The sequence below is a fragment of the Paraburkholderia sp. BR10923 genome, assembly GCF_040948765.1.
Classification (GTDB): domain Bacteria; phylum Pseudomonadota; class Gammaproteobacteria; order Burkholderiales; family Burkholderiaceae; genus Paraburkholderia; species Paraburkholderia youngii.
In genome coordinates this window covers 20736-44832 of the sequence record NZ_JBFPKO010000012.1, presented here as the reverse complement: position 1 = coordinate 44832, position 24097 = coordinate 20736, and the positions used below count along the sequence as shown (strand labels likewise).

Sequence of the window (24097 nt, the reverse complement as noted above, 5' to 3'; positions counted from 1 at the left end):
CGCCGCACTGATTGCTCTCGGAGCTCTTCGCGCAATCGGTCCACAACCGTCGTTTAGCGGTTGCGGAGCACGGCGAGGGCCGCATCTAACGCAGTGACCGATTCCACAACTGTGCGTACGGTAGCGCGGTCGAACTCATGGTCACGCTGCGCGTCGTGTACGCCACTGTTGAGGTAGCCCCACTCGATGCTCCCGGGGGCGACGCCGAGCAATTGGGTTAGGGCCGCGGCAGCTTCCGGTGCACCAGCGTGCTGGGCGGCGATGCGTTCCACGGCCGACTTCAACTTGGCGCATTTGTTGTTGAGTTCCCAGGGGGCGCGAGGGCCGCCGAGTTTGATGTCGATGCGGCCGTCGCCACGGCGGCCCAGCCAGGTCCAGAGGCGGTCGGTCAGACTCTCCAGCGCTGGTCGAGCCTGGCGGAGCGCCTCCCGCTTCTCGTCGTTTGCCATTGCCTGCTGGGCCAGCAGAACGTAGTTTTTCACCGGCGGGTCACTGTCAACACGAAGCTCATGTTCGCCGTCGTGCGGCAGGAACTTGTAGCGCCTGATGTCCGCGGCGCGCCGTGCTCCCAGTTCCTGCTGGATGCGATGCAGAAATTCCTCGGCGTGGGAGGTTAGGATGACCTGCTTGCCGTCCAGGTTGCCATCTTCGAAGAAGGTGCGCCAGATGCCGTCGCGGTGCTCATCATCGATTGCATTGACGACGTCGTCGAAAATGACAACAGGGCAGCCCTGTGCGATGTTCTTTGCAAGCAGAATCGCCAAGCCCAAGCACTTGATGTGCCCTTCGCTGAAGACGATCAAGGCGTCGTAGCGCACATCAGGTTTGCCGGCAAACTCGACTTCGATTTTTCCGTTCTCCGCGACGGGCAGCCAAAGCCTATGCAGCAAGTCGCCGGGGGGATCGGCTCGATTGAATGCGTTGTAGAGAACACGGGCTTCTTCGCCCAATCCCTGGAGCAGTATCGCGGGCAGCGCGGCAAGATAGGCTTGTATCTCGGGAAGGAAGCCGTCATAGGCGGCTTTGACCCGCAAATTGTGCGCGACGACAGGTACTTCTGCCGCGACCGCGTCAATGAGTTCGCGGTTCACTACGTCGAATTGAGCTACGGTTTGGCGCGCAGTGGCCAGTTCCTGGTCTGCCGTCGCTCGCATCGTCCGTAGGCGTTCAACCTCGAGGTTATGCTGGTTCAGTCTATCGCGCTCCTGCGCCAACGCGCCGCGCTGCGTATGCACCGCTCGAGCCTGCGCATCGAGGCGCTCGATGATTCCGACTATCTGCAGCAGGACGTTCCACGGGCGCCTTTCACCGTCGACCCACACGCTTAGCCATTCGCCCTCATGGCCGACGGGAAGCTGTGGAAGGGCGGCGGCCTGTAGGTCTGCAGCGCACACGTTTGCAGTGACCGTGACTGTGCGACGCATTTCGTCCCACAGTGCTCGCATGGCGTCGCTCAAGTCTGTCCGAAGGGCTGCGTCGCGATGTTGAAGGGCAGCCAACTGCGCAAGCTGTTCCAGTTCCTCACGGGCTCTAGCAAACGGGTTCTGGGTAACAGCGGCCAGACTAGTACCGCACGCCGGACAGGCTGTTGCCCCGTTCGCAAGCGCAAGTACCGCCTCGTAGAGCTTGGCGTATGAGACTTCGTTTGCGCGCGCCGCGAGCTGTCTCGATGTCTCCTGCCAGAGGTGATGTATCCGATAGGCATTGGTCAGCAACGCTTCCAGGCGCGCTTTCGTCACACCGTGGATTGCTGGAGGCACGGCATCGAGTTGGCCTTGCACGTACGGCAGCCGACCCTGCTGTTGCGGCGTGCCAAGGAGCCAGTCCACACAAGCCTGATATGCCGCGTTTGGCAACATACGTTGAGCCTGCTCTCGCTCACGATTCTCCAGTGTTGCGATTTTTTGCGGGTACGCTGCAATCGTCTGCTCGGAGTTAGCTAGTTGCAGACGACGCTGTGCGAGCTGAGCCGCCTGCGCGCCAACGAGCATCAAATCCTGGTCAAGCGACTGGTTGAAGCCTCGCACGAAGTCGCTGAACTCATCCACGCCGAACAGCGTCGCGATGAGCTGTCGCTGGTCGCCTGGCGTTCGTGCCGCGATGCGAGCGAAGTCGTCGAGTCGGTTCTTTTCGATGAAGCAGAAGCGGTACTCGGATTCGTCTGGCTTCACGACGTGTAGTTGGTCGCCGGTCCTCGCGGAAAGAACTGGCGCGGTATGACGACGAAGGCGGGCGTTGTTGCAATAGACTCGCTGCTCCAGCCGCTTGACTTGTGCTTCACTGATGGAGCCGAGCATCGCCACTTCCAGTGCCTCGAAGAAGCTGCTCTTGCCGGTCCCGTTGGCGCCGTAGACGAGCGTGATGTCACGGCTTAGGTCGAACGTCTCCTGCCGCATGAAGCCGCGAAAGGGGCCTACCTCGAGCTGCTGCAGGCGCCCGAGTGCCGGCGCCGCTTCCTGCGCGCCCGCGTCTCCGTCGAACGCGGCCTCCGTTTGCGCCAGATGTGCGACAGCAAGTCGTGCCAGGCGGGTGGAACGGCCGCGGCGCGCAGCTCCGACTTCGGCAAGTGGCTCTAGGTGGGCTAAGACAAGATTCGAGAGTCGGCGTACGTCATCATGCACTTGTCGCTGAGTTAGGTACGCGAGAAAGCGGTGGTACTCCGAGTGAATACTGGCCATGTAGCCCCTCTATGAAGATATACACTTTCGGCCGCGACCGCGGCAGTAAGAGGCGGTGAGCTTGTATCTCGCCACAAGGTCGCTGCGAACTTCAATTGTCGTTTGGAACTTGAGAAGCGGGTAATAAAAAACATTGGTGGGCCGCCTGGCAGTCGCGCTCGCCGGCTAAATACTACGACTCTACGACCGAAACTAACAGGTCGGGCATCGGGAAAAGTATGCGCAGTGGGACATAGAATTGGAACGTGATGAACGAAGTGGGGCGTGCACAACATCACGGTAAATACTTTCGCGCCCGGATACTTCCCGAGCAAGATGACAAAGGCGTCGTTCGAGAGGCTGGGTATGGACGTCATTTACCAAACATGTCGCTGCGGCGCATCGGGGACGACGAGGTCGTCAAGCGCGCTACGATGTTGTTTGTGAGTGACGCGGGCAAGCATAATACTGGTCAGACGTTGGCCGTCGACGGCGGCATCAGCATCGTAGTGTAAAGACCGTCGAGATCCGGCGATACGTGGAAGTCCACGCGTCTCCCGTCGCACATGGTCTCCAATGTCGGAGGCGCGCGTCCAGCGTTCGGCTACAGAGTCTAACGAGCTTCATGCATAATTCAGTCATACGCGTCATGACAAACGCAAACAGCACCTCCTTCATATGGGCCATTCAATCATTGAGCGGATTGACGGCACCGTGCGGCAGTATAGGGCGCCGCCTGTTGCAGGAGTTGTAGAGAATCGGGCGCATCAAGTTGGAGCGCTGGCGACAAGAATTTTGCGAAAAAAATGTCGGGATCGATGAGGTCGTGGCCTTAGATATTAGGCGCATCATGCGGTCGCGCCGGGTCGATTTGTCTATCGGGTCGAGCGACGGCCCAGACCACGGCCGGAGCAGATGATGCCTCAAAGCGGGATCTGCGGGTGCGTGGCATCTGACGTATGGTTATTGACACGAGGCGAGTCGGAGCCTGAAATGAACCAACCCCGAGCGGCGAAGGAGCCACACAGCCCGTTCGCTGGCCTGCTTAGCGCTATCAAGTTGAGGATAGCGGCGCATGCCGACCTGCGGCCTGAAGAAGCGATCGATGACGCCATCTCCAAGCTCGCGGACATAACCTCAATGCGGACACACGACCTCGTGGTCCAGGGGCTTCCGGTCGCTCTGGCGCGCGACGCCACGGCCACTTATGAGATCGTCAGTCGGAACGAGGTGCTCCAGACCATCGGGGTGAGCGAGCGAACGCTGCAGCGTGGCAAGCGTTCTGACTTGGCGCTCGACAGTAACGCGAGTGACCGGCTCATCCGGCTCGTAGTCGTGACCGAGCAGGCAATCGACGTTTTTGGCTCGAAAGATGCAGCCGAGCGGTGGCTTGCCACGGCGGCGACCGGACTCGATGGCCGAAAGCCGCTAAACCTGCTTCAAACCTCCGAAGGCACCAAACTCGTCAAGTCGTTCCTGACGCGCATCGACCACGGAGTCTATTCTTGACGCCGTTGCCCATAGCGTTGATGGGCGATGCCCACAGCTGGCCGTCGAGCGCTTCGAGCGTACCGTATGGCGATGCCGACAAGCTCTAACACCCGGATCAGGCACTAGCGCTCCTCGCCCGAATGCGAGGCATCCCGGGGAGAACGGTGGATGGCGGATGCACCCGTTTCGGTCATCTATGGCACGGCACCTTGACGACCGTTCTTCGGGGTCCATCGGTCGTTCGCTTGCGCGTGCCCGGCAACATCCAAGCCGACGTTTCGCTTACCCGATCCGCTTTTCCGGGACCAGCCTGGGACGTCATTAAACCCATCCCATTCGATCATCGAGATCCGGTTCACAGCAGTGCTCATCGCACATTCGGCCTTCGTGGCCGCTCCTTCCTTCGCACACGTTAGGCAGCGATTCTATTTTCGCGCGGCTACTCTGGCTGCAGCGTAATGGTAGCCATGCGACTTCCGTGAGAGGCGAATCAAATCTTTAGGCCATGTTGCGATATAATCGCAAGCGATATATCGCAACAGCGAGTCATCGACCATCGTTCGAAGAGGATATAAATGAAACCTACTGAACTGCCAGAATCGGCGCCCGTGCCGCTTGCGGACTATCTTTGCTTTGCTGTGTACTCCACGAATCTGGCGTTCGGCAAGGCTTACAAGCCCGTCCTCGATGTACTTGGCCTCACGTATCCTCAGTTCATTGCAATCATAGCGCTCTGGGAGCAAGACAACCAGACAGTGAGCGGGTTGGGAGAGAAGTTGTTCCTGGAGTCGAACACGCTTACACCACTGCTGAAGAAGCTCGAAGTGATGGGCTACGTCGAGCGCAAGCGTGATCCCGCGGATGAGCGCCAGGTTCGCGTCAGCTTGACGAAAAGCGGCCGGCGGTTGCGCGAGAAGGGTCTGAAAATCGCAGACCTTACCGATGCAACTGGACTCAGCCCGGACGAATTCCAGAAATTGCAGAAGGCGATCGTGACGTTGCGAGGTAATTTGATCAGCTCACTCTGACGCGCTTTTCTCTGGAAGCAGTGTAGCCGACACGGATCATTTTTCCCTCAGAACGATATCACCTTTGGCGCGAGGGACAACATCAGTTCTCGCTCTTACTTGTCCATCAGTCGGGGTGCGCTCAGCTAACGGGCGAACTCGGCGTGTCATGTGTCGTCCAGCGCTGGTTGAGCGCAAACTTTCGACGACGCGCCGCCCGAAGTCTGCGTGGCCCTCGGAAGAGAGTTTGAGCTGATCCCGGCCCGTGGCGACTGGCTCAGGAAGCGGCGCTAACTTGGAATGCGGTACAACCCGCATATTTTGTTGCCATCCGGATCGCGTAGGTAAGCGAGATACAGCTGGCCACCAGGTGCTTCGCGCACACCCGGGGGCGCTTCAATCGACGTACCGTGGTTAGCAAGACCAGCCGCGTGCCAGAGATCCACCTGCGCGGCCGACGAGCACTCGAAGCCGACCGTTCCGCCGTTGGCGTACGTGGCCGGTCGCCGATCGAGCGGCTCGGTAATGATGAACATTCCCGTGTGGTTGCGATACACGTAGCGACGACGGTGGACGTTGTCGTCGTTGATACCTTCGTCATGGCCGAGTGCGCCCAGTACGGCATCGTAAAATCGCTTGGCCTTTTCGAGGTCGTTCGTACCTACCGCAATGTGACTGAACATTACTGGCAATCTCCTGTTCGAATGGTGACTAGATCTGAGTGTGCCTGCCGCGGACTGGCTTTTGCTGATATTGAGCAGTTGTCAGCCGCGCCGTGTTTAGTCTGACGCGACATATGTGGAAAGCGCGAAGAGATTCCGTCCCTCATGCCTGACGTCAGTTGTCGAGGGCGCTCAAGGTTGGTCCGCAGCTTCGAAATCACCTCCTGTATATGCAGAACCTCGCCAAGCCCCAGCCCCATCTTCCTGGCGGGATCGGCGCTCAGTGCTTTCTCGCGAAGCTGCCGACCGTTTTCTGTGAGGCTGATCAATACGCGACGTTTATTCTTTGGATCGCGCTGTCTATCCAGATAGCCCATGAGTTGCAGCCGTTCTAATATTGGCGTTAGCGCGTTGTTCTTTAAAATCAGCTTCGCTCCTAGCTCGCCGACGGCCTGAGGTGAACGCTCCCAGAGCGCAATGATTGTGACGTATTGCGGATAGGTGAGCCCCAGTTCGTCGAGGATCGGACGATAGGCTTTGACGAAGGCAAGGTTTGCTGAGTAGATCGCGAAACAGAGCGATTCAGAAAGCTTTACGGATGCCACGAACGGGTGGTCTTTAGAACTCGTCTGCATCATCTTGAAAAACGTAGGAATCCAATGAGACTCTCGTATGGTGACGTGGAAAACTCGGGATCACGAACGACTGCTACCTGCATGCGCCTCCAGGCTGCTGTGGAGCAGATAAAACACGACGTAGCGCCAGGCGACAGGACGGCTGGCTCTGTCGAGCTTGTTGAAGTGGAGCAATTCGGGACACTCTCGTTCCGCCGAACTCCGCGGAGTCTGATGGAGTTCATACGGCAACCGGGATCGTGGCACCATTGGGAATCAAAGCTAGTCGTTGTAGTCTCGAGTAATATCAGCAACGTCTTGGCGAGTTGGATGCCTTGTGGCGCGTGGATCTTGCAACCCGATACGTAAGCATTTGCAGCCATGTTGGCGGTCCGGCTCGGCTCACGGCTCGGCTCACCTATCTACCTTCCATTCCTGCCGAACGAAATGGCAGGTGTATCCGTCGGGATTGCGTTCCAGATATCCTTGATGCTCCGGCTCCGCTTCCCAGAATTCCCGCGCTGGCGCAATCTCGGTGACAACCCTACCAGGCCAGAGGTCGGACGCATCGATTTCGGCCACCGTGTCACCGGCTACCGCTTTTTGCTCTTCGCTGAGGTAGAAGATTGCTGACCGGTAACTAGGTCCGATATCATTGCCTTGTCGGTCAACAGTCGTCGAATCATGTATCTGGAAGAAGAACGCCAGGAGCTGGCGATAACTTATCGTTCGCTTGTCGAATACGACCTCAACGGCTTCTGCGTGTGTGCCATGATCGAGGTAGGTGGCGTTAGGCGTGGAGCCACCGGTGTAGCCTACGCGCGTTGAGATTACGCCGGGAAAGCGACGCAATAGCGCTTCCATTCCCCAGAAGCACCCACCAGCCAAAATGGCAGTTTCGGTTTCCGTCGTCATTTCATTCCTTTTTCATAGTCAATGGATGCCTGGCTGGCATCCAATCGAAGTTCTGCTTGACTCATGATCGTCAGGCGGAATGCAAACTGCCTGACATGACAGTGGCAAAGCAATTACCGAGGCGTTCTGATGCCAAGCCGGTTGTTCACAGAGCTCACGCCCTCTACTTTCCCGGCCGCATTGCCAGCAAGGGTGATCTGATCGTCGCTGATGCAACTGCCGGTTAACGTGACCATGCCGTCGACGGCGTTGACGTAGATATTCGCGGGACTCAATCCCTTGGTGCGCGAGAGCACATGACGAACCTTCTTCGCGAGCGCGCGGTTTGCGGCCTTTGCAGTTTTGGGTGACGTCGGCACCGCAGCATTTGTCTGAGCCGGTGGTGACGTTGCGTCTTGCGCATGTGCACCAAGGCCAAGCGTCAACGCGAAAGCAGTGACAGCGGATTTGACGGCGCGAGTGACTCGCAATTTGGTATTCGTTGTGTGGATGAGCATGACATTCACGACAAGATCTCCTCGGTACATGGCCCAGTCATTCCGGGCCGGGTTTATAGTTCGTATGCGATGTAGTCGCGTGCGTGTAAGGATGCGACAAAGAGTCGCCAATGTCAATACCATGCTATCTAATCGCATACGATTTGTGCGAAGCTGGTGAAAGCGTGGCCCTCTTGGAGAGGCCTCGAGGACGGCCCCGTTTCACATGCCGCGTGAACTTGTCAGTGGGTCAATTGGTCACGGGTCGAACCATATAATCTTAGCGAACCTAAGCACCAGCGGCCGCAAAAGCAGCGACCGTGATCGTCTATCTGTCGCCGTAGCAACGACCTCAAAGTGACGCGGTTTGGATAGGGCGACTTCTACCTCATGACGGAGCAGACGAGTAGCTCCGGTGTCAACGCCGAGCGATGAATTGGACATTTGCAGCGCCGGGTAGTCCGTGTAACGGGTTTCCGCTTCGGCGTAGTAAGTGTTTGGATTGGGCGGGTTCAACAAAGCGTCGAGATTGAAGCGACGCGGCGGGTGGGCTTAGCTATAAAGAGCTGCCCCACGCGATGGCATCCGCTTCGAGCGCCTGCTGAGCCGATGCCCGCATTAACTTCTCGTTCGCCATGTACGGTCCGCCGACTGCGGCTTTCAGTTTTGGACCAAGAGGGTTCTCGCCGAGCAATTCCCGGGCGGCGATGAACGCGATCCTGCGCTTGCCGAGCTCGTGACCGACCTTAGCCGAATGCAGCCGCTGGGTCGGAATCACCCATCATACCCACGTCGCCTCGCGGCGCGAGGTACACGCCAACACGGTTACCGCCCCATACGTCGATGCAGGCGTCGGTTACTTCGAGAAGGAGGCGGGCGCGATTTTCGATTGAACCGCCATACGCGTCCGTACGATGGGTTGTGCGTCCTGCAGGAACTGGTCGAGCAGACAGCCGTTCGCACTGTGCACTTCGATGCTATCAAACCCGCGGCCTTGGCATTCCTGGCGCCCGCACGTGGTGCGATTGCGCTTGGCGCAACCGCCAGATCACCGTTCAGGAAGATTGGATCCCGACAGACATGCCAAAGTTGCAGAAACATCCTGCCGCCAGCGGCGTGGACGGCTTCGGTAACGAGCTTCCACCGTGGGACCTCTTCCTGCGACCAGATGCCCGGCGTCCCGGCGTAGCCGACACCTTGCGGCGTGACGGACGTGGCTTCCATGATGATCAGTCCGGCAGACGCGCGCTCAGCGTAATACTTAGCCATCAGTGAGTTAAGCACGCATTCATCACCAGCGGGCTCGCGGGTTAGCCGGGCCATGATGATGCGATTAGGCAACGTGAGGTCGCCAACCTGGAGAGGATCAAAAAGAGTCGGCATGACAGTTTGCTTTTCCTGACCGACATATCGTCCGCGACGATGAAACCAGCGCGATGCGCGAGCTGAAAAAGGTCCGACTTTCCTGCCAGCATCTGTTCACGAAAGGTGTTGACGCGCATCGACGAAACCTAGACGTGAGGGTCCCGGGCGTCACGCCACGGGACCGTTTCGGCGTTAGCGTTGCGCCGCGTCTTTCAAGTAGATGCCCTCAGACAGCCCGGCCTTTATTTGCCGACTGACGGCGTCTGTCGACACTTCCTCCGCGCCGGCCTCGATAGCTTCGTACGCCTGGCGCACGACGTCGGCCGGGGTTGCTTTCGGAACTTCCAGTCCGCGCACCAGATCCGTATCGATAAAGCCAGCATGCAGCCCGACAACCTGCGTGCGCTGTTCCCGCAGCGATTGGCGCAGGCCGTTAGTCAACGCCCACGCGGCCGACTTCGACACGCCGTAGGCAGAAAGAATTGGCCGGTTCACCCAGCTCGCGACCGATAGCACGTTCAGAATTGCGCCACCGCCGTTGGCGGCAAGGTTCCCTGCAAACGCTCGCGACGTCGCGAGCATCCCGACCACATTGGTCTCGAAGTGATCGCGCAGCGCCTCGATTGCGCTGTCGTCGGTCAGGCTCCCGAGTCGCGCGATACCCGCGTTGTTGATGAGTAAAGTGACATCTCGCGCTGCGTCCGCGGCCGCGGCTACGGCTGCCGGATCGGTCACGTCGAGCTTGACGGGAATGACTCCCGGTAACGTCACGCTGCCCGGATCGCGTGCAGCTGCATATACCTTCCACGCGCCTCTTTCTAGCGCCTGTTTTGCGAACTCGAGGCCAAGCCCGCGGTTCGCGCCCGTTACAAAAACGACAGCATCTTCGATCTTCATAGTCATTCCTTTCGCATGTTGAATCGCATGCGCGTCGGCTCGCCGTGCGCGTGGGATCTGTTGTAAACAAGGCTGCATTCGCTTACCGAAACGTTGCGCCGTGACTTCCCGCGCAGCAGCTAATCACGGCGCGCAGCCGGCGCCGGCTTGCTTTCGTCGGACGATTTGTGACCTTTCACGCACCGCTGACGACGATGGCGAAGGATATAACTATGAAAATCATATCGTCAAGTGCGCCGTGAGTTTCCCGGACGATTTCCTGTGGAGCCGGCAAGTGCCGTGGCAATGCAGTTCACCTCATCGCGAACGTGCCCGATAGGCGGCGCAATCGTCCTGGCATCCCCGTAACAGTGGTTGCCTCGTTCGTAACGTGCTGCGCGCCGTCGGCGCCTGACAGGGGCACCGGTTAGACGGCTGCACACCTACTCTTGACAGGCGCCGCAATGCACATCATTCGCCGGCGCCCAGGTCGGCCAAGCGGTGGTTGTTTGCTTACACATTGAAACATTCGGCGCCACCCTACTGGCCAACAGGGGGATCGGTACTCAAGCTATCGAACAAGCGAATTCGATTAAAAAATTTGCGATTGACATCGGCCGCGTCTTTCTCCATTATTCGACGCAAGCGATTACATCGCATGCGATCTAAAAGCTTACCCCCTTACTTACACAGGAACCCATCATGACCAAGATCGATCAAGTCCTCTTCTCAGGCAACTCCAACGCCACGGTCAACCACGACCCCGATGTCCAGCGTGGTGAGCACGGCGTGCTCGACCTCAAGCTTTCGGCACTTAACGGCGAAGGCCGCGACTTCATCGCCACCGAACTGCACCCGCGCGCCGAACAGCTGTTCTCTGGTGCCTGGTCGGCTTGCTACATCAGCGCGTTCGAAATTGCTGCTTCGCTGAAGAAGGTCACGCTGCCGACCGACTATTCCGTGGACATCAAGGTCAGTATCGGAACGGTCGGTAACGGATTCTGTCTTGGCGCCGAGTTCACCATCCGTGCACCGGGTCTGGCAACCGAAGTTATCGAGGCAATCGCGAAGCGCGCCCATGAAATCTGCCCGTACTCGAAGGCCGTTCACGGCAACATCGAAGTCGGTCTGAACGTCGTCGCTGCGTGACCAATATATCGCAAACGATCAAATCGTACACGTCTAGAAAAGTCTTATTACCTTATACACAGGAATCCATCATGGAAAAGATCGAACAAGTCCTCGCTGCAGGCAACTCCCACGCCACGGTTAACCGTGACCCCAACACCCATCGCGGCGAGTTCGGCGCCTACGACCTGAAGCTGACCGCGCCTTTCATCGAAGACGTCGAGTACATCGGCACGGAGCCGCACCCGCGCGCCGAGCAGCTGTTTGCTGGTGCCTGGTCGGCCTGTTACACCACCGTGTTCGGAATGGCTGCCCAGTCGAAGAAGGTCACGCTGCCGGCTGACTATTCCGTGGACATCAAGGTGAACATCGGCCAGACCGGTGCCGCTTGGTTCCTCGGCGCCGAGTTCAACATCAGCGTGCCGGGTGTGGAAAAAGAAGTCGTCGAGAAGATCGCGCACCTGGCCCATCAGATCTGCCCGTACTCGAAGGCTGTGCGCGGCAACATCGAAGTCAGCACGAACATCGTCGCGGCGTAATCCGCCTGGGCACGCGCTTCTTTGGGACACGTGCCCTCCACTGAACACCTTTACGGAATCTCATCATGAAGACCAAGCTAATCGTTGCACTGCTCGTCGCAGTTTCCGCGTCCGTCACCGCACCCGCGTTCGCCAGCGGCTATGGACCGGCTCCTTTCTACAAGCCCTCAGTCGGCGCGCCGGCATCTCAAAGCGGTCAGAGCCTGCGAACCGTCGCCGCGGAACGCGAGGACGCAGCCAGCACCGAGAATTCGTACGGCGGCGTAGTTTCCGGTGTATCACAAGCGGGGAGCCAGGTCGCGGCAACGCCGCGCGATAACTTCCTGTCGCATCACTAAATCGTGCATTCCGATCGCTGAGCCGTCGCGCATCTTCGTTATTCCTGCGCGCCGGCCACAGCATCGGGCGGTCCATAACCTATTCACCGGAATTGAAGCAAGCAATGTTCAGTCATGTAACGGTCGGCACCAACGACCTGGAAAAAGCAAAGCGGTTTTACGATAGCGTGCTGAGTGTTCTCCACTATGGCGGCGGTCTTAACGACGACAACGAACTGCGTCGGCGTTATGTCTACCCCGCAGATACGGGTTTTTTCTTTATCACCCAGCCGCTCAATGGCCAACCGGCGACCAGCGCGAATGGTGGGACCGTGGGATTTAACTGCCAGTCGATCGAACAGGTCGACCGATGGCATGCCGCCGGTGTTGCCAACGATGGAGAATCAGTTGAGGCGCCGCCCGGCGTGCGTGAGTCCAGGGTCGGTCGCCTCTACCTCGCCTATATGCGCGATCCGGACGGCAACAAGCTCTGCGCCGTGTACCGGATGCCGGTATGAGGCGTGCTCGGGAAGCGGAGACAATCGCCGCAGGGCGGGACGGCGCCGCGCAACCTCCAGGATGTGCGACAGGCGGCCCAGCAAATAACGAGGAGTTGTACTCCCTACGGCAGGGATGCGGCGCATGGTATGTTGCGATACAATCGCATGCGATATATATTTTGTGATACGTCAGGCTCCTGCCAAGGAGGATACACATGAAATCCAGGGATCAACTGGCACCCGAAAACCTGATGCTTTCCGACTACCTGTGCTTTGCGGTCTACTCCGCGAACCTGGCTTTTGGCAAGGCGTACAAGCCCATCCTCGAGGAACTCGGACTTACCTACCCGCAATTCATAGCGATCATTGCGCTGTGGGAGGAAGACAACCAGACGGTCAGCGGTCTGGGCGCGAAGCTCTTTCTCGAATCCAACACGCTTACTCCGATGCTGAAGAAGCTCGAGGCGATGGGCTATCTGGAAAGGCAACGCGATCCCGGTGATGAACGCCAGGTGCGGATCAGTCTCACAAAGACTGGCCGGCGACTGCGCGAAAAAGCGCTGAAGATGGACCTTGTCGAGACGGGCCTCGCGCCAGATGAGTTCGCAAAAGTTCAAACGGCGGTCGTGACGTTGCGAAGCAACCTTATCAAGTCAGTCCAGGACGGCGAATAAACGCTTACCGGCGGTATTGCGGCGGCATCCTTCGACGGACATTCAACCGGCGCGTTGGCTCTGCATGCAAAGTGATCCGACCAGGCGAGCTACTTTCAGAGAAAAGCGTCCGAAGCTAATTGGACTTCTGCGAAGAGACACGTTGGGAGCAGCCGTGCGGGCGCGACGATGGGACGGCCGACATCTGGGCGCCATGGCGTAGTCGACCGTCGCGTGCCGAATACGCCATCGGTCCGTATATCGGGAGACGTACGTCTCATTTCATGTTTTGTATTGCCGCAGATTCCCGGTTGATGGGAATGGTGCGGTGACTCATGCGTGGCGCCAGCCGCTATACGACTTCGTCACGGTCGGCTTGCAATGCTGCATCGCCGGGCTCAGGCAGATGTCTGCACGAAAGTGCCGCCGGATCTAGAGGCCGACAATTCTGCGACGTTGGCGGCGAACGTTTGTAGAAACGTCTGCAGCGATGTACCGTTGTTTGTGCCAGATGAGCCAAACAGGGTGTTGAAATCCTGCTGCAGCTTCGATACAACGCCGTTCAATGACGTCGTCGAACCCGTCTCACTGTTTTCGCTGTCTTCTCCGGTCTGGCTCCTTTCCGCACCAACGGCCCGCGCAAGCGATTCAAGCCCTTCAGCGAGGGGATTCGAATAAGCCGTTGCAGACGCGCTGTTACCCTGATTACCAGAGTTGCCCTTTGACGCGGCGGCGGATGCGGTGCCGTATTGAAGGCCCGGGGCGACCTGAAGGATCTGGCCGATAAACTGCTCGAATATCGCATCAATACGTGCACCCGATAGCGACCCCGCATGCGACGCGGAGCCAATGCCTTGGGGCCCTCCGGATGCAGGCGTACCGGTTTGGCCAAATGGGAGAGTGAGTCCCAGTTGAGAAAACGCCTGAACGATCGCTTGCACCAGCGGATTCCCAGGGGGCGACGATGGAGTCTCCGTGTGCTGCGTGTACGGTTGTGCGAGCGACTCGCGCTGTACGCTGATCCGTGGTACTTGTCCCGAATCCAGCAATAGCTGAATACGGAGGTCTTTGTAGTCCTTGCTGTTGAGTTGATGTGCAATCATCAATGGTCCCTTTTCCTTGTTAGATCCGTTGTGGAACAACTTCAATGCTGCGTTCGCCCGTGAACAGCGTTAGTTCGTCACACCGCTGCTACGAGCGGAGAAACGCGTGGCAGACTAGGGGAATGCGACGGGCAGTGCGATGATCCGGTCTGTTTTCGTGGCGCAGACTCCTGGGAAAGTGTTCTGTCGCGTCGAACCCATCAATGTCGTTGTGTATCGTGTACGATCAAGTCGTATACGACACACAACGACAAAGAAATGTTCAGTTCCAAAGCGTGGTGAGCCTGTTTGGTCGACTTTCGGTGCCGCTGGAGGGCCCCGCTGCGCTACAGCTGCCACAGCTATGGCTTCGTCCGAGTCCTCTCTTATTGCGTCGACCTAGCGGTGCGTATGAATCACGCGGACTTAGTGGTCTTCACTGGGTCCTGTCGCGCCGCGCGCTCCTGCGCGTAGGAAGGGCTAAATTCAGCCTTTAGATCTTCCCGTCGCAATGGTTCACCACAGGCCTGGCAGACTGTGCCAATCCCGGCATCGTGGCCACAGGTTAGGTGCGTATAGAGGACTGCGACGTCCTCGTTCGGGGACTTGTGCCATGTCTCCCCCCATTCGCGGAGCGCAAGGATGACCGGATAGAACGCCCGACCCATCTCCGTGAGCGCGTATTCGTAGCGAGTGGGCTTTTTCATGTAACGCTTGCGCTCGATCATGCCGTTTGCTTCAAGTCGTTTGAGGCGGGACGAGAGCATCTGCGGTGTTGCCTGCGACTGCGCCAACAGGCCGTCGAACCTTCGGTTGCCCATGAACAGCTCGCGCAAGATCAAGACAGTCCAGCGGTCGCCGATGACATCCTGAGACCGCGCGACCGGGCACAGCGTATCGCTACTCTTGGACAACGCAGGCATGCAAGACCTCATAAATGAGTATAAGTATGATAATCATATCTATAATATCACGGGTTCGCCGCGCGTGCGTACGCCGCGAACTCGTGACTTCGCAGTCTGTGCGGATTACGCGCTGCTGCCACGCTACTTTCAAGCTGGCGGCCGTTCAGGCCCTGGAGAACTCGCCGTCAGTCAGACGCCAGATGCCGCAGGGGTTGCTATGCCGCAAAGCTTCCGGTAGCAGGTCATCCGGAAATCCCTGGTAGCAGACAGGCCGCAGGAAGCGCTCGATCGCAGTCATGCCGACAGAGGTAAAGCGGCTATCCGAAGTTGCCGGGAAGGGGCCACCGTGGATCGACGCATATGACACCTCTTGTGGATGCGCAAACGCATTGACGACGATCCGTCCCGTACGACGTTCGAGAAGGGGCAGCAGGCGGGCGGCGAGTGTGTGATCAGCGGGATCGATGTGCATCGTTGCCGAGAGCTGGCCCCGAAACTGCTTGGCGATGGCGGTCAGTTGCTCGAGGTCCCTCACCCGCACCAGTAGTGCAGCGGGTCCGAAAACCTCTTCCGACAAAGCCGGATTCTCCAGCATCCGGGCGCCGTCGATTTCGAAGAGAATCGATTGACCGTCCCACGCACCCTGTGGTTCTCCGCCCGCTGCGATTTGCCTCGCCCCGGCGTTGCCCTGGCGTTCGACGTTCTTCCGATAAGCCGTGAAAATGCCTGGTGTTAACATCGTGCGCGCCTGCATTGCTTCGACGCGGGAGATCGTCGCCGCCTTCAGTTCAAGGTAACCCGGACCGTCAATGGCGAGCAGGATGGCAGGCTTCAGGCATGCCTGACCGACGGTAACGAGCATGCGTTCGGCGAAACCATCGCCAATGACGCCACCCCGGGCAGCGAGCGCAGCTGGCATTACGAAAGTCGGATTCACACTCGTCATTTCGGTAAAGACCGGTATTGGGTCTGGACGCTGCTGGGCGCGCCGGAACAGTGCCATTCCACCGCCTTCCGACCCTGTGAAGGTAACTCCCTTGATGAGCGGATGGTCGACCAGCGCCTCGCCGATTTCGTTCCCGCCGCCGCGGATCAGAGAAAAGACGCCTTCATGGAAGCCCGAATCCTTCACGGCTTGCTGGATCACCCGACCCATCATTTCAGACGCGCCTGGGTGCCCGTTGTGGGCCTTCACGATGACAGTGCAGCCGGCAGCCAGCGCCGACGCAGTGTCCCCGCCCGCGACCGAATAGGAAATCGGGAAATTGCTCGCACCAAAAATCGCGACCGGGCCGAGTCCGATTTTTTGCATCCGATGGTCCATTCGTGCGCGCGGCTGACGTTCCGGTTGAGCACGGTCGATCGTCGCCTGGCGGAAGCGCCCCTGACGGACGACGGTCGAGAACTGACGAAACTGGAGTGCAGACTTCGCGGCCTCTCCTTCGAGTTGCGCGACCGGCAAGCCGGTTTCGAGCGACGCGCGTCGCGCGAGTTCCGGCGTGATGACGTCGAGGCCGTCGGCAATTCGCTCAAGGAATTCGGCGCGATCGATAAGGCTGGTGTGACTGTAGCTATCGAACGCCTCGTCGGCGAGTTGTGATGCGCAATCAACCTCTTCAATTCCGCCGAATGCGAAGGTCGGTTCAATCTCGACATTCAATGTCGGATTAAGTGCCTTCATGCTGCCGGACGTCCCCGCGACTTCCTGCGCACCAATTAGTAGATTACCGGTGAGTTTCATGAGAGTTCCTTTCGCTCAGGCGGGAAGTGCAGCAACCAGCTGTGCAGTCGTCAGGATTTCATGCGCAAATGTGGGGCCGTTCAGTTCGTGTGCGGCACGCATCATTTCCCTGGTGAAAGCGGCTGTAGCGTCTCGCACGAGCGTGACGTGATAACCCAGTTCCATAGCGAAGCGGCTTGTGGACTCGATGCACGTATTCGCCAGCAGTCCGACGACGATTACGTGCGTGATGCCTTGCTGTTTGAGCTGGAAGTCGAGGTCGGTGTTAGCGAAGCCGCTTTGGCCCCAATGTTCATGAACGATGATGTCGCCTTCCTGCGGCACAAAGTCGGGATGCCAATCTCCACCCCACGTGCCCCTGGCGAACGTTTGACGCTTCTGCACGAGGCGTTGAGTCGGGTTCGGATGATCCCAGTTGTTGTAGTCGCCGGGCTGCCAGCGGCGATGCGGGACATAGACGACCTGAACGCCTGCTTTTCGTGCGGTATTGACCGCGGCGCGGAGATTGTCGAGCAGACGGACTTCCGCGGCGATATCGCGAAGCATCGGAAAGAGCTTGCCGCCATCGGAGAGAAAATCGTTGTACGGATCGACCAGCAACAGTCCGGTGCGGTCCGCGTCGTATGCAGGGTTGGACATTTCAATACTCCATTAGGTCAGTGTGCGAACTTAGCATTCGCGTTGCACAGTCGGCGCCGGGTTGCTTTTGTTGGACGATTCACGGCGCCTAACGCATCGAAGACAGTGACCGAAGGATATAACTATGATAATCATATCGTCAAGAGAGACACGGCTTTTCGGACGATTCACCGGAAGCTGGCACTTCTTCGGTACGCTGTCCAGCGAACCGCAGAGCGTGCCGGGTGGGCGCGTCATTGACCCCGGCGACGCGCCAGAATTGACCTGCTCTCCGGTGGCGGACAAGATAGCGCGCGGCCCGTACGAAGCCGCACTAGACAGGCGGCATCGGGCTGGCCAGCAGCGGATCCACATTCATGCTATCGACGAGGCGTATGCGATTAAATCTTTTTCGATTGACATCGGGCTCGTCTTTCTCCATTATTCGACGCAAGCGATTACATCGCATGCGATCTAAGGTGCTTGACACCTTTAACCAAACAGGAACCCATCATGATCAAGATCGACCAAGTCCTCTTCTCAGGCAACTCCCACGCCACGGTCAATCACGACCCCGATGCCCAGCGCGGTGAGCACGGCGTGCTCGACCTCAAGCTGTCGGCGCCCAACGGCGAAAGCCGCGATTTCATCGCCACCGAACTGCATCCGCGAGCCGAGCAGATGTTTGCGGGCGCGTGGTCGGCCTGTTACATCAGCGCGTTCGAGATTGCGGCCTCGATGAGGAAGGTCGCGCTGCCGTCCGACTATTCCGTGGACATCCAGGTCAGTATCGGCACGGTCGGTAACGGGTTTAGTCTCGGCGCCCAGTTCACCATCCGCGCGCCGGGTCTGGCAGCGGAAGTCGTCGAGGCACTTGCGAACCGCGCCCATCAGATCTGCCCGTACTCGAAGGCCGTGCACGGTAACATCGAGGTTGGCCTGAACGTCGTCACGGCTTGATAAGTAAATCGCATACGATTACATCGGACAAGAGATAAACGGTTTTATTACCTTATACACAGGAATCCATCATGGAAAGGATCGAAAAAGTCCTCGCTGCAGGCAACTCCCACGCCACGGTCAATCGCGACCCCGATGCCCAGAGCGGCGAGTATGGCGTCTATGACCTCAAGCTGACAGCACCCGGCGTTGAGGATCTCGATTACATCGGCACCGAGCCGCACCCGCGAGCCGAGCAGCTGTTTGCTGGCGCCTGGTCGGCCTGTTACACCACCGTGTTCGGGATGGCGGCCCAGCTGAGGAAGGTCACGCTGCCGCCCGACTATTCCGTGGGCATCCGGGTGAACATCGGGCAGGCCGGTGCTGCGTGGTTCCTCGGCGCCCAGTTCGACATCCACGTGCCGGGTGTGGAAAAGGAAATCGTCGAGAAGATCGCGCACCTGGCCCATCAGATCTGCCCGTACTCGAAGGCTGTGCGCGGCAACATCGAGATCAGCACGAACATCGTCGCGGCGTGATCCGCATGGGCACGTGTCTCTTTGCGGGGGCGCGTGCCCTTCACTGAACACCTTTTGAGGCTGATTCTTCGAAAGCATGCTGCGATAGCAAACGTCTCATCTTCCGCGCGCTGCCATCGAGAGTCATGAGGCTTTTGACCGTAGCCTGTCGAGGAGCAAGATCTGACGGGTAGGGTCGTGCTGATAGGTTTTCGTAATTGTGCTGACCTACGATAGCACTCAGGCCTGCGACGGCGGGTGTTGCCAGCGCAGGGGGCTTTGCGTGTGCGTCGATGCTGGCGTCAACCGAATGCCAGGCCCGATCGTCGACGGCTAGATGCAGATGTCCAGGCCTGAGGGTCGAGCCGACCGCGCCGGCGCTGAACACCGATTTAAGCGATGATTCGCCGCAGTCGATCCTGCCCAAATTCCATCCAGCCCTCATCGTCGAGAGTTGCTGTCGTCAATCTCAAAGGCCGCGTTGCAGTCCTGGCAATCGGAGGTTCACATGAGCAGCGCTGCAGTCGAGACTCATAACGTGCGCGGTGTAGACATGAAGCTCGAGGTCATCGTCGTTCCTGTTTCGGACGTCGATCGCGCCAAGCAGTTTTATGACGGCTTGGGATGGAGGCTTGACGCCGACTACGCCTCCGACGATGGCAACTTCCGCGTGATCCAGTTCACGCCGCCCGGTTCCGGGTGCTCGGTCATCTTCGGCAAGAACGTCACCGCGGCAACGCCTGGCTCCGCCCAAGGACTGTACTTGATCGTCTCCGACGTCGAGGCGGCTTGCAAGGAACTGCTGGGTCGAGGGGTGGAGACGAGCGAAGTGTTCCACGACGCCGCTGGCGTGTACGCCGGCTCGGATGAGCCCTATCTGTTCGGTCGGATCCGGGTTAGCGGTCCAGACCCTGAGCGTCGGAGCTACCGCTCGTTCGCCTCGTTCAGCGATCCAGACGGCAATGGCTGGCTGCTTCAGGAACTCACTCACCGAGCGGCCGGTCGTGTGGACACAGACGCCATCACCTTCACCTCAACTGCGGATCTCGCGGCGGCGTTCCGACGGGCGGAGGCGGCGCATGGCGAGCACGAGAAGCGGACCGGAGGCCAACGCGATGAGAATTGGCCCGAGTGGTACGCGCAGTACATGGTTAGTGAGCAGGCAGGCAAGGAATTGCCTTTGTGAGCAGGCACCTGCGACGAACGCTTTCGTAACGCGGAGGGGCGAAACCTCGCGGCTGCGATTGCTTGAAAAGGTCCAGGACCTGTCACTACTGCGCATAGCTTCTCAACGGAAGGTCGCCAATGACGAGCGATTTCGACGCAATCATCATCGGGGCCGGGCAGGCCGGTCCATCCCTCGCGGGCCGGCTGACAGATGCCGGAATGACCGTCGCGCTCGTCGAGCGCAAGCTCTTCGGGGGAACCTGCGTGAACACCGGCTGCATGCCGACCAAGACACTCGTGGCCAGTGCCTATGCCGCGCACCTGGCGCGGCGCGGCGCTGAATATGGTGTCGTGCTCGATGGTCCCGTCCGGATCGACATGGCGCGGGTGAAGGCGCGTGCCGACGAAGTCTCGCGCAACGCGCGCACGGGCGTCGAGCGCTGGCTGCGCGGCATGAAGGGGTGTACGGTGCTACAGGGCTCCGCTCGCTTCGAGTCGCCGGACACGGTTGTGGTGGGTGACGAATACCTCCGCGCGCCGCGCATTTACGTCAATGTCGGCGGGCGCGCGATTGTCCCGAATCTTCCGGGCATCGATCAGGTAAGCACTCTGACCAATACGTCAATGCTGGCGCTCGACCGCGTGCCTGAGCATCTGGTCGTAATCGGCGGAAGTTATATCGGACTGGAGTTCGCTCAGATGTACCGCCGGTTCGGCGCAAGGGTGACTGTCGTGGAGCAATCGCCGCGCCCCGTTATGCGTGAAGACGAAGAGGTCTCGGTTGCGATCAGGGAGATTATCGAGTGCGAGGGCATCACCGTGCGGGCCGGTGCCCAATGCATTCGTTTCGCCCCGCACGCGGCAGGCGTTGCCGTCGGGGTCAACTGCACGGACGGCGAACCGGAGATCGTGGGCAGCCACGTCCTCCTGGCCGTGGGGCGTCGGCCCAACACGGACGACCTCGGGCTCGACAAGGCCGGAGTCGCGACCGACGCGCGCGGCTACATCCGCGTCGACGATCAGCTCGCGACCAGCGTGCCCGGTATCTGGGCACTCGGTGATTGCAACGGCCGGGGGGCCTTCACACATACGGCCTACAACGACTTCGAGATCGTTGCGGCGAACGAGCTTGATGGCGAGGCACGCCGGGTGAGCCAGCGGATCCCGGCCTACGCCCTGTTTATCGATCCGCCCCTGGGCCGCGTCGGCATGACCGAGACCCAGGCGCGGGCGAGCGGCCGACCGCTGCTGGTCGGGCACCGGCCTATGACCCGTGTCGGGCGCGCCGTGGAGAAGAGCGAGACAAAGGGTTTCATGAAAGTGGTCGTTGACGCACAGACCTCGAGAATCCTCCGTGCGGCCATCCTGGGTACTGGTGGCGACGAGGCCATCCACGGTCTCCTCGACGTGATAAACGCAGGCCTCCCGTATACGACCCTCCAGCACGCAGTCCCGATACACCCCACCGTATCTGAACTCATCCCGACCGTGCTCGCAGAGATGAGGGCGGTTTCTTGAGCCGGCTTTTCTGTGCAGTAGAGGTTCCCGACGTGTATGCCGCCGCGACCTGAGATTCCCTTGAGCGCAACGCTGGTCTACCCATCCCCGTAGGAGAAGCACCATGCCTGACGCCTCACAGTTCGACATCGACCTCAGCAGTCCGGGCCGGTGGACGATCACCTTCAGCAACCCGCCGATCAACATGTTTGTTCCTGCGACGATCGTCGAATTGGGAACAGTAATGGCCGACCTCGACTCGGACCCGTCCGTGAAGGTCGTTGTCTTCCAGTCGGCGAATCCAGATTTTTTCGTCGCCCATCTTGATGTAGCTAAGGCGGCCGAACGGCCAGATGTGTTGGGTCTTTGGCGCGACTTCGTCCTGCGACTCGCGTCATCGCCAGTGGTAAGCATTGCAAAGATTCGCGGCCGCACGCGCGGCATCGGGAACGAGTTTGTTCTGGCCTGCGATATGCGCTTTGCCAGCAGGCAGAGTGCCATATTTGGCAACCCCGAGGTCGGGGTTGGTCTGGTTCCGGGAGGCGGAGCACTGGAATGGCTCCCGCGCCTGGTCGGTCGGTCGCGGGCACTTGAGTTTGTTCTCAGCGCCGACGACTTCGACGCCGACATAGCCGAACGCTACGGCTGGGTAAACCGCACGTTGGAAGATGACGCTCTCGACGCCTTTGTCGATACGCTGGCCCATCGCCTGGCCTCTTTCGACCGTGAAACACTCGGCGCGGCGAAAGCTCAGATCAATCGTTGGGGAATGCCGGCGGCTAGCGAAATCCAGTCGAGCATTGACATGTTCTTTCCGGCGCTGGCCTCGCCAAGTGGGCAGGCCCGCCGCGCCAAGCTCCGGACCTTGGCCTACGGAGTTCCGAGCGATTTCGAATTGAACTTCGGCAGGTACCTGCCCGCGCTAGGGCAGGCGGGCGACGATGACACGGGCGCGCCGGTCGCCGGCGCGGCAAAGGGCTGAGCCTCCTCCTGCAATTCGCGCGGCGCCCGTCGACGCGGTGCGTCGCAGGTTTTTCCCTAGCCTCAGACTTCGTCTCGGACATCCGAGATGTCGCGACCAGGAGATCACGGCGATGATGAAGCAGAAGGTTTCTTTCGAGAACGATCGGGGTGAATTGCTGGCCGGACTCCTTGAGCTTCCTGACAAATCTGTCGCATATGCGCTGTTCGCGCATTGCTTTACTTGTGGTAAGGACTTGAAGTCCGCGTCGAAGATCGCACGGGCGCTGACTGAGCAGTCGATTGCCGTACTTCGCTTCGACTTTACAGGGCTTGGTAACAGCGACGGCGATTTCTCCAACAGTAACTTTTCCTCCAACATTAGCGACCTGCTGGCGGCAGCGGATTTCCTCAGGAGGGCACATCAGGCACCAACCTTACTGATCGGTCATAGTCTGGGTGGGGCTGCAGTTTTAGCCTCGGCTTCCGACATACCGGAATCAAAAGCGGTCGTTACGATCGGGGCTCCTGGCGACGTGCGGCATATCAAGCACTTGTTCAAGGACAGCATCGAATCAATCGAAAGGCTCGGCACCTTGACGGTACAGCTTGCCGGTAGGGACTTCACAATCAAGCGTCAATTCCTCAAGGACGTTAACGAACACCGGCTGGAAGAGAAAGTCGCGAGGCTGAAGAGGGCATTACTTGTCTTCCATTCTCCTCTGGACGATACCGTTAGCATTGAACAGGCGCAAAAGATTTTCCTTGCGGCGAAACATCCAAAAAGTTTCATATCGCTGGATCGGGCTGACCATCTACTCAGCGGCGGTAAAGATGCAGAGTATGTGGCACGTTGTATCGCCGCGTGGGTGTCGCCATATATCCCTTCACGATAGGCGGTAATAGCTTTAATCCAGCAGTGCAGCAGTTTGGGCGGTGACCAACCAGAATTGGAAACGCATTGCCTGCCCGCAGGCAGCCGTGGGAAGTTGTGTTGTGACTTAGGCTTCGCGAAATCGGTCCCACACCCCAATGTCTTTGGCATTGACGCACTGCGTAAAGGTAGTCACCGCAATCGTCGAAGCAGGCCAACTACGCATTGGCAAAGAAAGTGCGTGCCGCGCTGGATCACGCGAAGGACATCAGGCCGGAAAATATTGTGATTCGCGCTCGCGGTGGCGCGGTAACGCTGGAAGACACCGTTCCGGATTCCGCGCAGGTCGACAAGGCCATTCAGGTCGCTCAAGGCGTTGCCGGCGTGACCTCTGTCAAGAATGCATTGACCATCAAGGAAGTGGGTCAGTAAGGCTGGCCTTTGGCGAAGCAGTCGGAGGATGACGCCGATCTCGACGATGTGCAGATTGCCCTGTCGCGGGTGAACGCGGGCGAGTTCTCGACGATATGCACGCGCCTCGAAGCCATGTCGGGCGTGCGCGAATGTCGACGCGAGAAATAAGGCAGAGAGACGGT

General features: G+C 59.1%; 25 protein-coding genes and 3 pseudogenes. 17 read left to right on the top strand and 11 right to left on the bottom strand.

Features of this window, described 5'->3' with window-relative positions; all coding sequences use genetic code 11:
* Positions 1 to 53: 53 nt before the first annotated feature.
* Positions 54 to 2678 carry an AAA family ATPase gene (locus AB3X94_RS22370; protein ID WP_368612749.1) on the bottom strand — a complete coding sequence of 875 codons (2625 nt, stop codon included), beginning with the start codon at positions 2676 to 2678 and terminating at the stop codon, positions 54 to 56.
* A gap of 255 nt (positions 2679 to 2933) precedes the next feature.
* Between AB3X94_RS22370 and AB3X94_RS22365 the strand changes: the two are divergent.
* The 3 genes and pseudogenes from AB3X94_RS22365 to AB3X94_RS22355 all read left to right on the top strand — a co-directional run.
* Positions 2934 to 3172: pseudogene (locus AB3X94_RS22365) on the top strand (SDR family oxidoreductase); the annotation flags it as partial.
* 478 nt (positions 3173 to 3650) lie between these two features.
* A complete protein-coding gene (locus AB3X94_RS22360) occupies positions 3651 to 4166 on the top strand; it encodes an antitoxin Xre/MbcA/ParS toxin-binding domain-containing protein (protein ID WP_368612748.1) in 516 nt (171 codons plus the stop codon).
* A gap of 557 nt (positions 4167 to 4723) precedes the next feature.
* The gene (locus tag AB3X94_RS22355; protein ID WP_176379888.1) at positions 4724 to 5176 is read left to right on the top strand and encodes a MarR family winged helix-turn-helix transcriptional regulator; all 453 of its coding nucleotides are present in this window, start codon (positions 4724 to 4726) and stop codon (positions 5174 to 5176) included.
* A gap of 269 nt (positions 5177 to 5445) precedes the next feature.
* On the opposite strand, the gene AB3X94_RS22350 is transcribed toward AB3X94_RS22355, so the two are convergent.
* The 6 genes and pseudogenes from AB3X94_RS22350 to AB3X94_RS22325 form a co-directional block, all read right to left on the bottom strand.
* Positions 5446 to 5838 (bottom strand): VOC family protein, encoded by a 393-nt coding sequence (locus tag AB3X94_RS22350; RefSeq protein ID WP_368612747.1) that lies wholly within the window; start codon positions 5836 to 5838, stop codon positions 5446 to 5448.
* 260 nt (positions 5839 to 6098) lie between these two features.
* Positions 6099 to 6452: pseudogene (locus AB3X94_RS22345) on the bottom strand (MarR family winged helix-turn-helix transcriptional regulator); the annotation flags it as partial.
* Between the two features lie 393 nt (positions 6453 to 6845).
* A complete protein-coding gene (gene msrA, locus AB3X94_RS22340; RefSeq protein WP_368612746.1) occupies positions 6846 to 7346 on the bottom strand; it encodes a peptide-methionine (S)-S-oxide reductase MsrA in 501 nt (166 codons plus the stop codon).
* 113 nt (positions 7347 to 7459) lie between these two features.
* The gene (locus AB3X94_RS22335) at positions 7460 to 7843 is read right to left on the bottom strand and encodes a BON domain-containing protein (RefSeq protein ID WP_368612820.1); all 384 of its coding nucleotides are present in this window, start codon (positions 7841 to 7843) and stop codon (positions 7460 to 7462) included.
* Between the two features lie 423 nt (positions 7844 to 8266).
* Positions 8267 to 9205, bottom strand: a pseudogene (locus tag AB3X94_RS22330) (alkene reductase); the annotation flags it as partial.
* A gap of 174 nt (positions 9206 to 9379) precedes the next feature.
* A complete protein-coding gene (locus AB3X94_RS22325) occupies positions 9380 to 10084 on the bottom strand; it encodes an SDR family oxidoreductase (RefSeq protein WP_368612745.1) in 705 nt (234 codons plus the stop codon).
* A 681-nt stretch (positions 10085 to 10765) separates the two neighbouring features.
* Here AB3X94_RS22325 and AB3X94_RS22320 point away from each other — a divergent pair.
* The 5 genes from AB3X94_RS22320 (at position 10766) to AB3X94_RS22300 (ending at position 13221) form a co-directional block, all read left to right on the top strand.
* Positions 10766 to 11212: an Ohr family peroxiredoxin gene (locus AB3X94_RS22320; protein WP_368612744.1), complete on the top strand. Its 447-nt coding sequence runs from the start codon at positions 10766 to 10768 to the stop codon at positions 11210 to 11212.
* Positions 11213 to 11283: 71 nt separating this feature from the next.
* Positions 11284 to 11730 (top strand): Ohr family peroxiredoxin, encoded by a 447-nt coding sequence (locus AB3X94_RS22315; protein ID WP_176107860.1) that lies wholly within the window; start codon positions 11284 to 11286, stop codon positions 11728 to 11730.
* Between the two features lie 65 nt (positions 11731 to 11795).
* Complete coding sequence (locus AB3X94_RS22310) at positions 11796 to 12068, top strand: hypothetical protein (RefSeq protein ID WP_176107861.1); 273 nt, start codon at positions 11796 to 11798, stop codon at positions 12066 to 12068.
* A gap of 104 nt (positions 12069 to 12172) precedes the next feature.
* Entirely contained in the window at positions 12173 to 12565 is a 393-nt protein-coding gene (locus tag AB3X94_RS22305; RefSeq protein WP_368612743.1) for a VOC family protein, read from the top strand.
* Positions 12566 to 12762: 197 nt separating this feature from the next.
* Positions 12763 to 13221: a MarR family winged helix-turn-helix transcriptional regulator gene (locus tag AB3X94_RS22300; RefSeq protein ID WP_368612742.1), complete on the top strand. Its 459-nt coding sequence runs from the start codon at positions 12763 to 12765 to the stop codon at positions 13219 to 13221.
* A gap of 377 nt (positions 13222 to 13598) precedes the next feature.
* Here AB3X94_RS22300 and AB3X94_RS22295 read toward each other — a convergent pair whose 3' ends face one another.
* The 4 genes from AB3X94_RS22295 to AB3X94_RS22280 all read right to left on the bottom strand — a co-directional run bounded on the left by AB3X94_RS22295 (position 13599) and on the right by AB3X94_RS22280 (position 17567).
* Positions 13599 to 14306: a hypothetical protein gene (locus AB3X94_RS22295; RefSeq protein ID WP_368612741.1), complete on the bottom strand. Its 708-nt coding sequence runs from the start codon at positions 14304 to 14306 to the stop codon at positions 13599 to 13601.
* A 392-nt stretch (positions 14307 to 14698) separates the two neighbouring features.
* Positions 14699 to 15205 carry a winged helix-turn-helix transcriptional regulator gene (locus AB3X94_RS22290; protein ID WP_368612740.1) on the bottom strand — a complete coding sequence of 169 codons (507 nt, stop codon included), beginning with the start codon at positions 15203 to 15205 and terminating at the stop codon, positions 14699 to 14701.
* A gap of 145 nt (positions 15206 to 15350) precedes the next feature.
* The gene (locus AB3X94_RS22285; protein WP_368612739.1) at positions 15351 to 16928 is read right to left on the bottom strand and encodes an aldehyde dehydrogenase (NADP(+)); all 1578 of its coding nucleotides are present in this window, start codon (positions 16926 to 16928) and stop codon (positions 15351 to 15353) included.
* A 15-nt stretch (positions 16929 to 16943) separates the two neighbouring features.
* On the bottom strand, positions 16944 to 17567 hold the full coding sequence (locus AB3X94_RS22280) for an isochorismatase family cysteine hydrolase (RefSeq protein WP_368612738.1): 624 nt from the start codon (positions 17565 to 17567) through the stop codon (positions 16944 to 16946).
* A gap of 124 nt (positions 17568 to 17691) precedes the next feature.
* On the opposite strand from AB3X94_RS22280, the gene AB3X94_RS22275 reads away from it, so the two are divergent.
* The 9 genes from AB3X94_RS22275 to AB3X94_RS22235 all read left to right on the top strand — a co-directional run bounded on the left by AB3X94_RS22275 (position 17692) and on the right by AB3X94_RS22235 (position 24083).
* Positions 17692 to 18024 carry a hypothetical protein gene (locus AB3X94_RS22275; protein ID WP_368612737.1) on the top strand — a complete coding sequence of 111 codons (333 nt, stop codon included), beginning with the start codon at positions 17692 to 17694 and terminating at the stop codon, positions 18022 to 18024.
* Between the two features lie 35 nt (positions 18025 to 18059).
* Positions 18060 to 18506, top strand: a complete 447-nt coding sequence (locus AB3X94_RS22270; protein ID WP_368612736.1) for an Ohr family peroxiredoxin — start codon at positions 18060 to 18062, stop codon at positions 18504 to 18506.
* A gap of 71 nt (positions 18507 to 18577) precedes the next feature.
* A complete protein-coding gene (locus AB3X94_RS22265; RefSeq protein ID WP_368612735.1) occupies positions 18578 to 19024 on the top strand; it encodes an OsmC family protein in 447 nt (148 codons plus the stop codon).
* Positions 19025 to 19511: 487 nt separating this feature from the next.
* On the top strand, positions 19512 to 20189 hold the full coding sequence (locus AB3X94_RS22260) for a VOC family protein (protein ID WP_368586463.1): 678 nt from the start codon (positions 19512 to 19514) through the stop codon (positions 20187 to 20189).
* 119 nt (positions 20190 to 20308) lie between these two features.
* On the top strand, positions 20309 to 21688 hold the full coding sequence (locus AB3X94_RS22255) for an FAD-containing oxidoreductase (protein ID WP_368612734.1): 1380 nt from the start codon (positions 20309 to 20311) through the stop codon (positions 21686 to 21688).
* Between the two features lie 103 nt (positions 21689 to 21791).
* Positions 21792 to 22649: an enoyl-CoA hydratase/isomerase family protein gene (locus tag AB3X94_RS22250; RefSeq protein WP_368612733.1), complete on the top strand. Its 858-nt coding sequence runs from the start codon at positions 21792 to 21794 to the stop codon at positions 22647 to 22649.
* A gap of 112 nt (positions 22650 to 22761) precedes the next feature.
* A complete protein-coding gene (locus tag AB3X94_RS22245; RefSeq protein WP_368612732.1) occupies positions 22762 to 23523 on the top strand; it encodes an alpha/beta hydrolase family protein in 762 nt (253 codons plus the stop codon).
* Positions 23524 to 23726: 203 nt separating this feature from the next.
* Complete coding sequence (locus tag AB3X94_RS22240; RefSeq protein WP_368612731.1) at positions 23727 to 23933, top strand: BON domain-containing protein; 207 nt, start codon at positions 23727 to 23729, stop codon at positions 23931 to 23933.
* A gap of 9 nt (positions 23934 to 23942) precedes the next feature.
* Complete coding sequence (locus AB3X94_RS22235) at positions 23943 to 24083, top strand: hypothetical protein (protein ID WP_368586468.1); 141 nt, start codon at positions 23943 to 23945, stop codon at positions 24081 to 24083.
* The last annotated feature ends 14 nt before the right edge of the window (positions 24084 to 24097 follow it).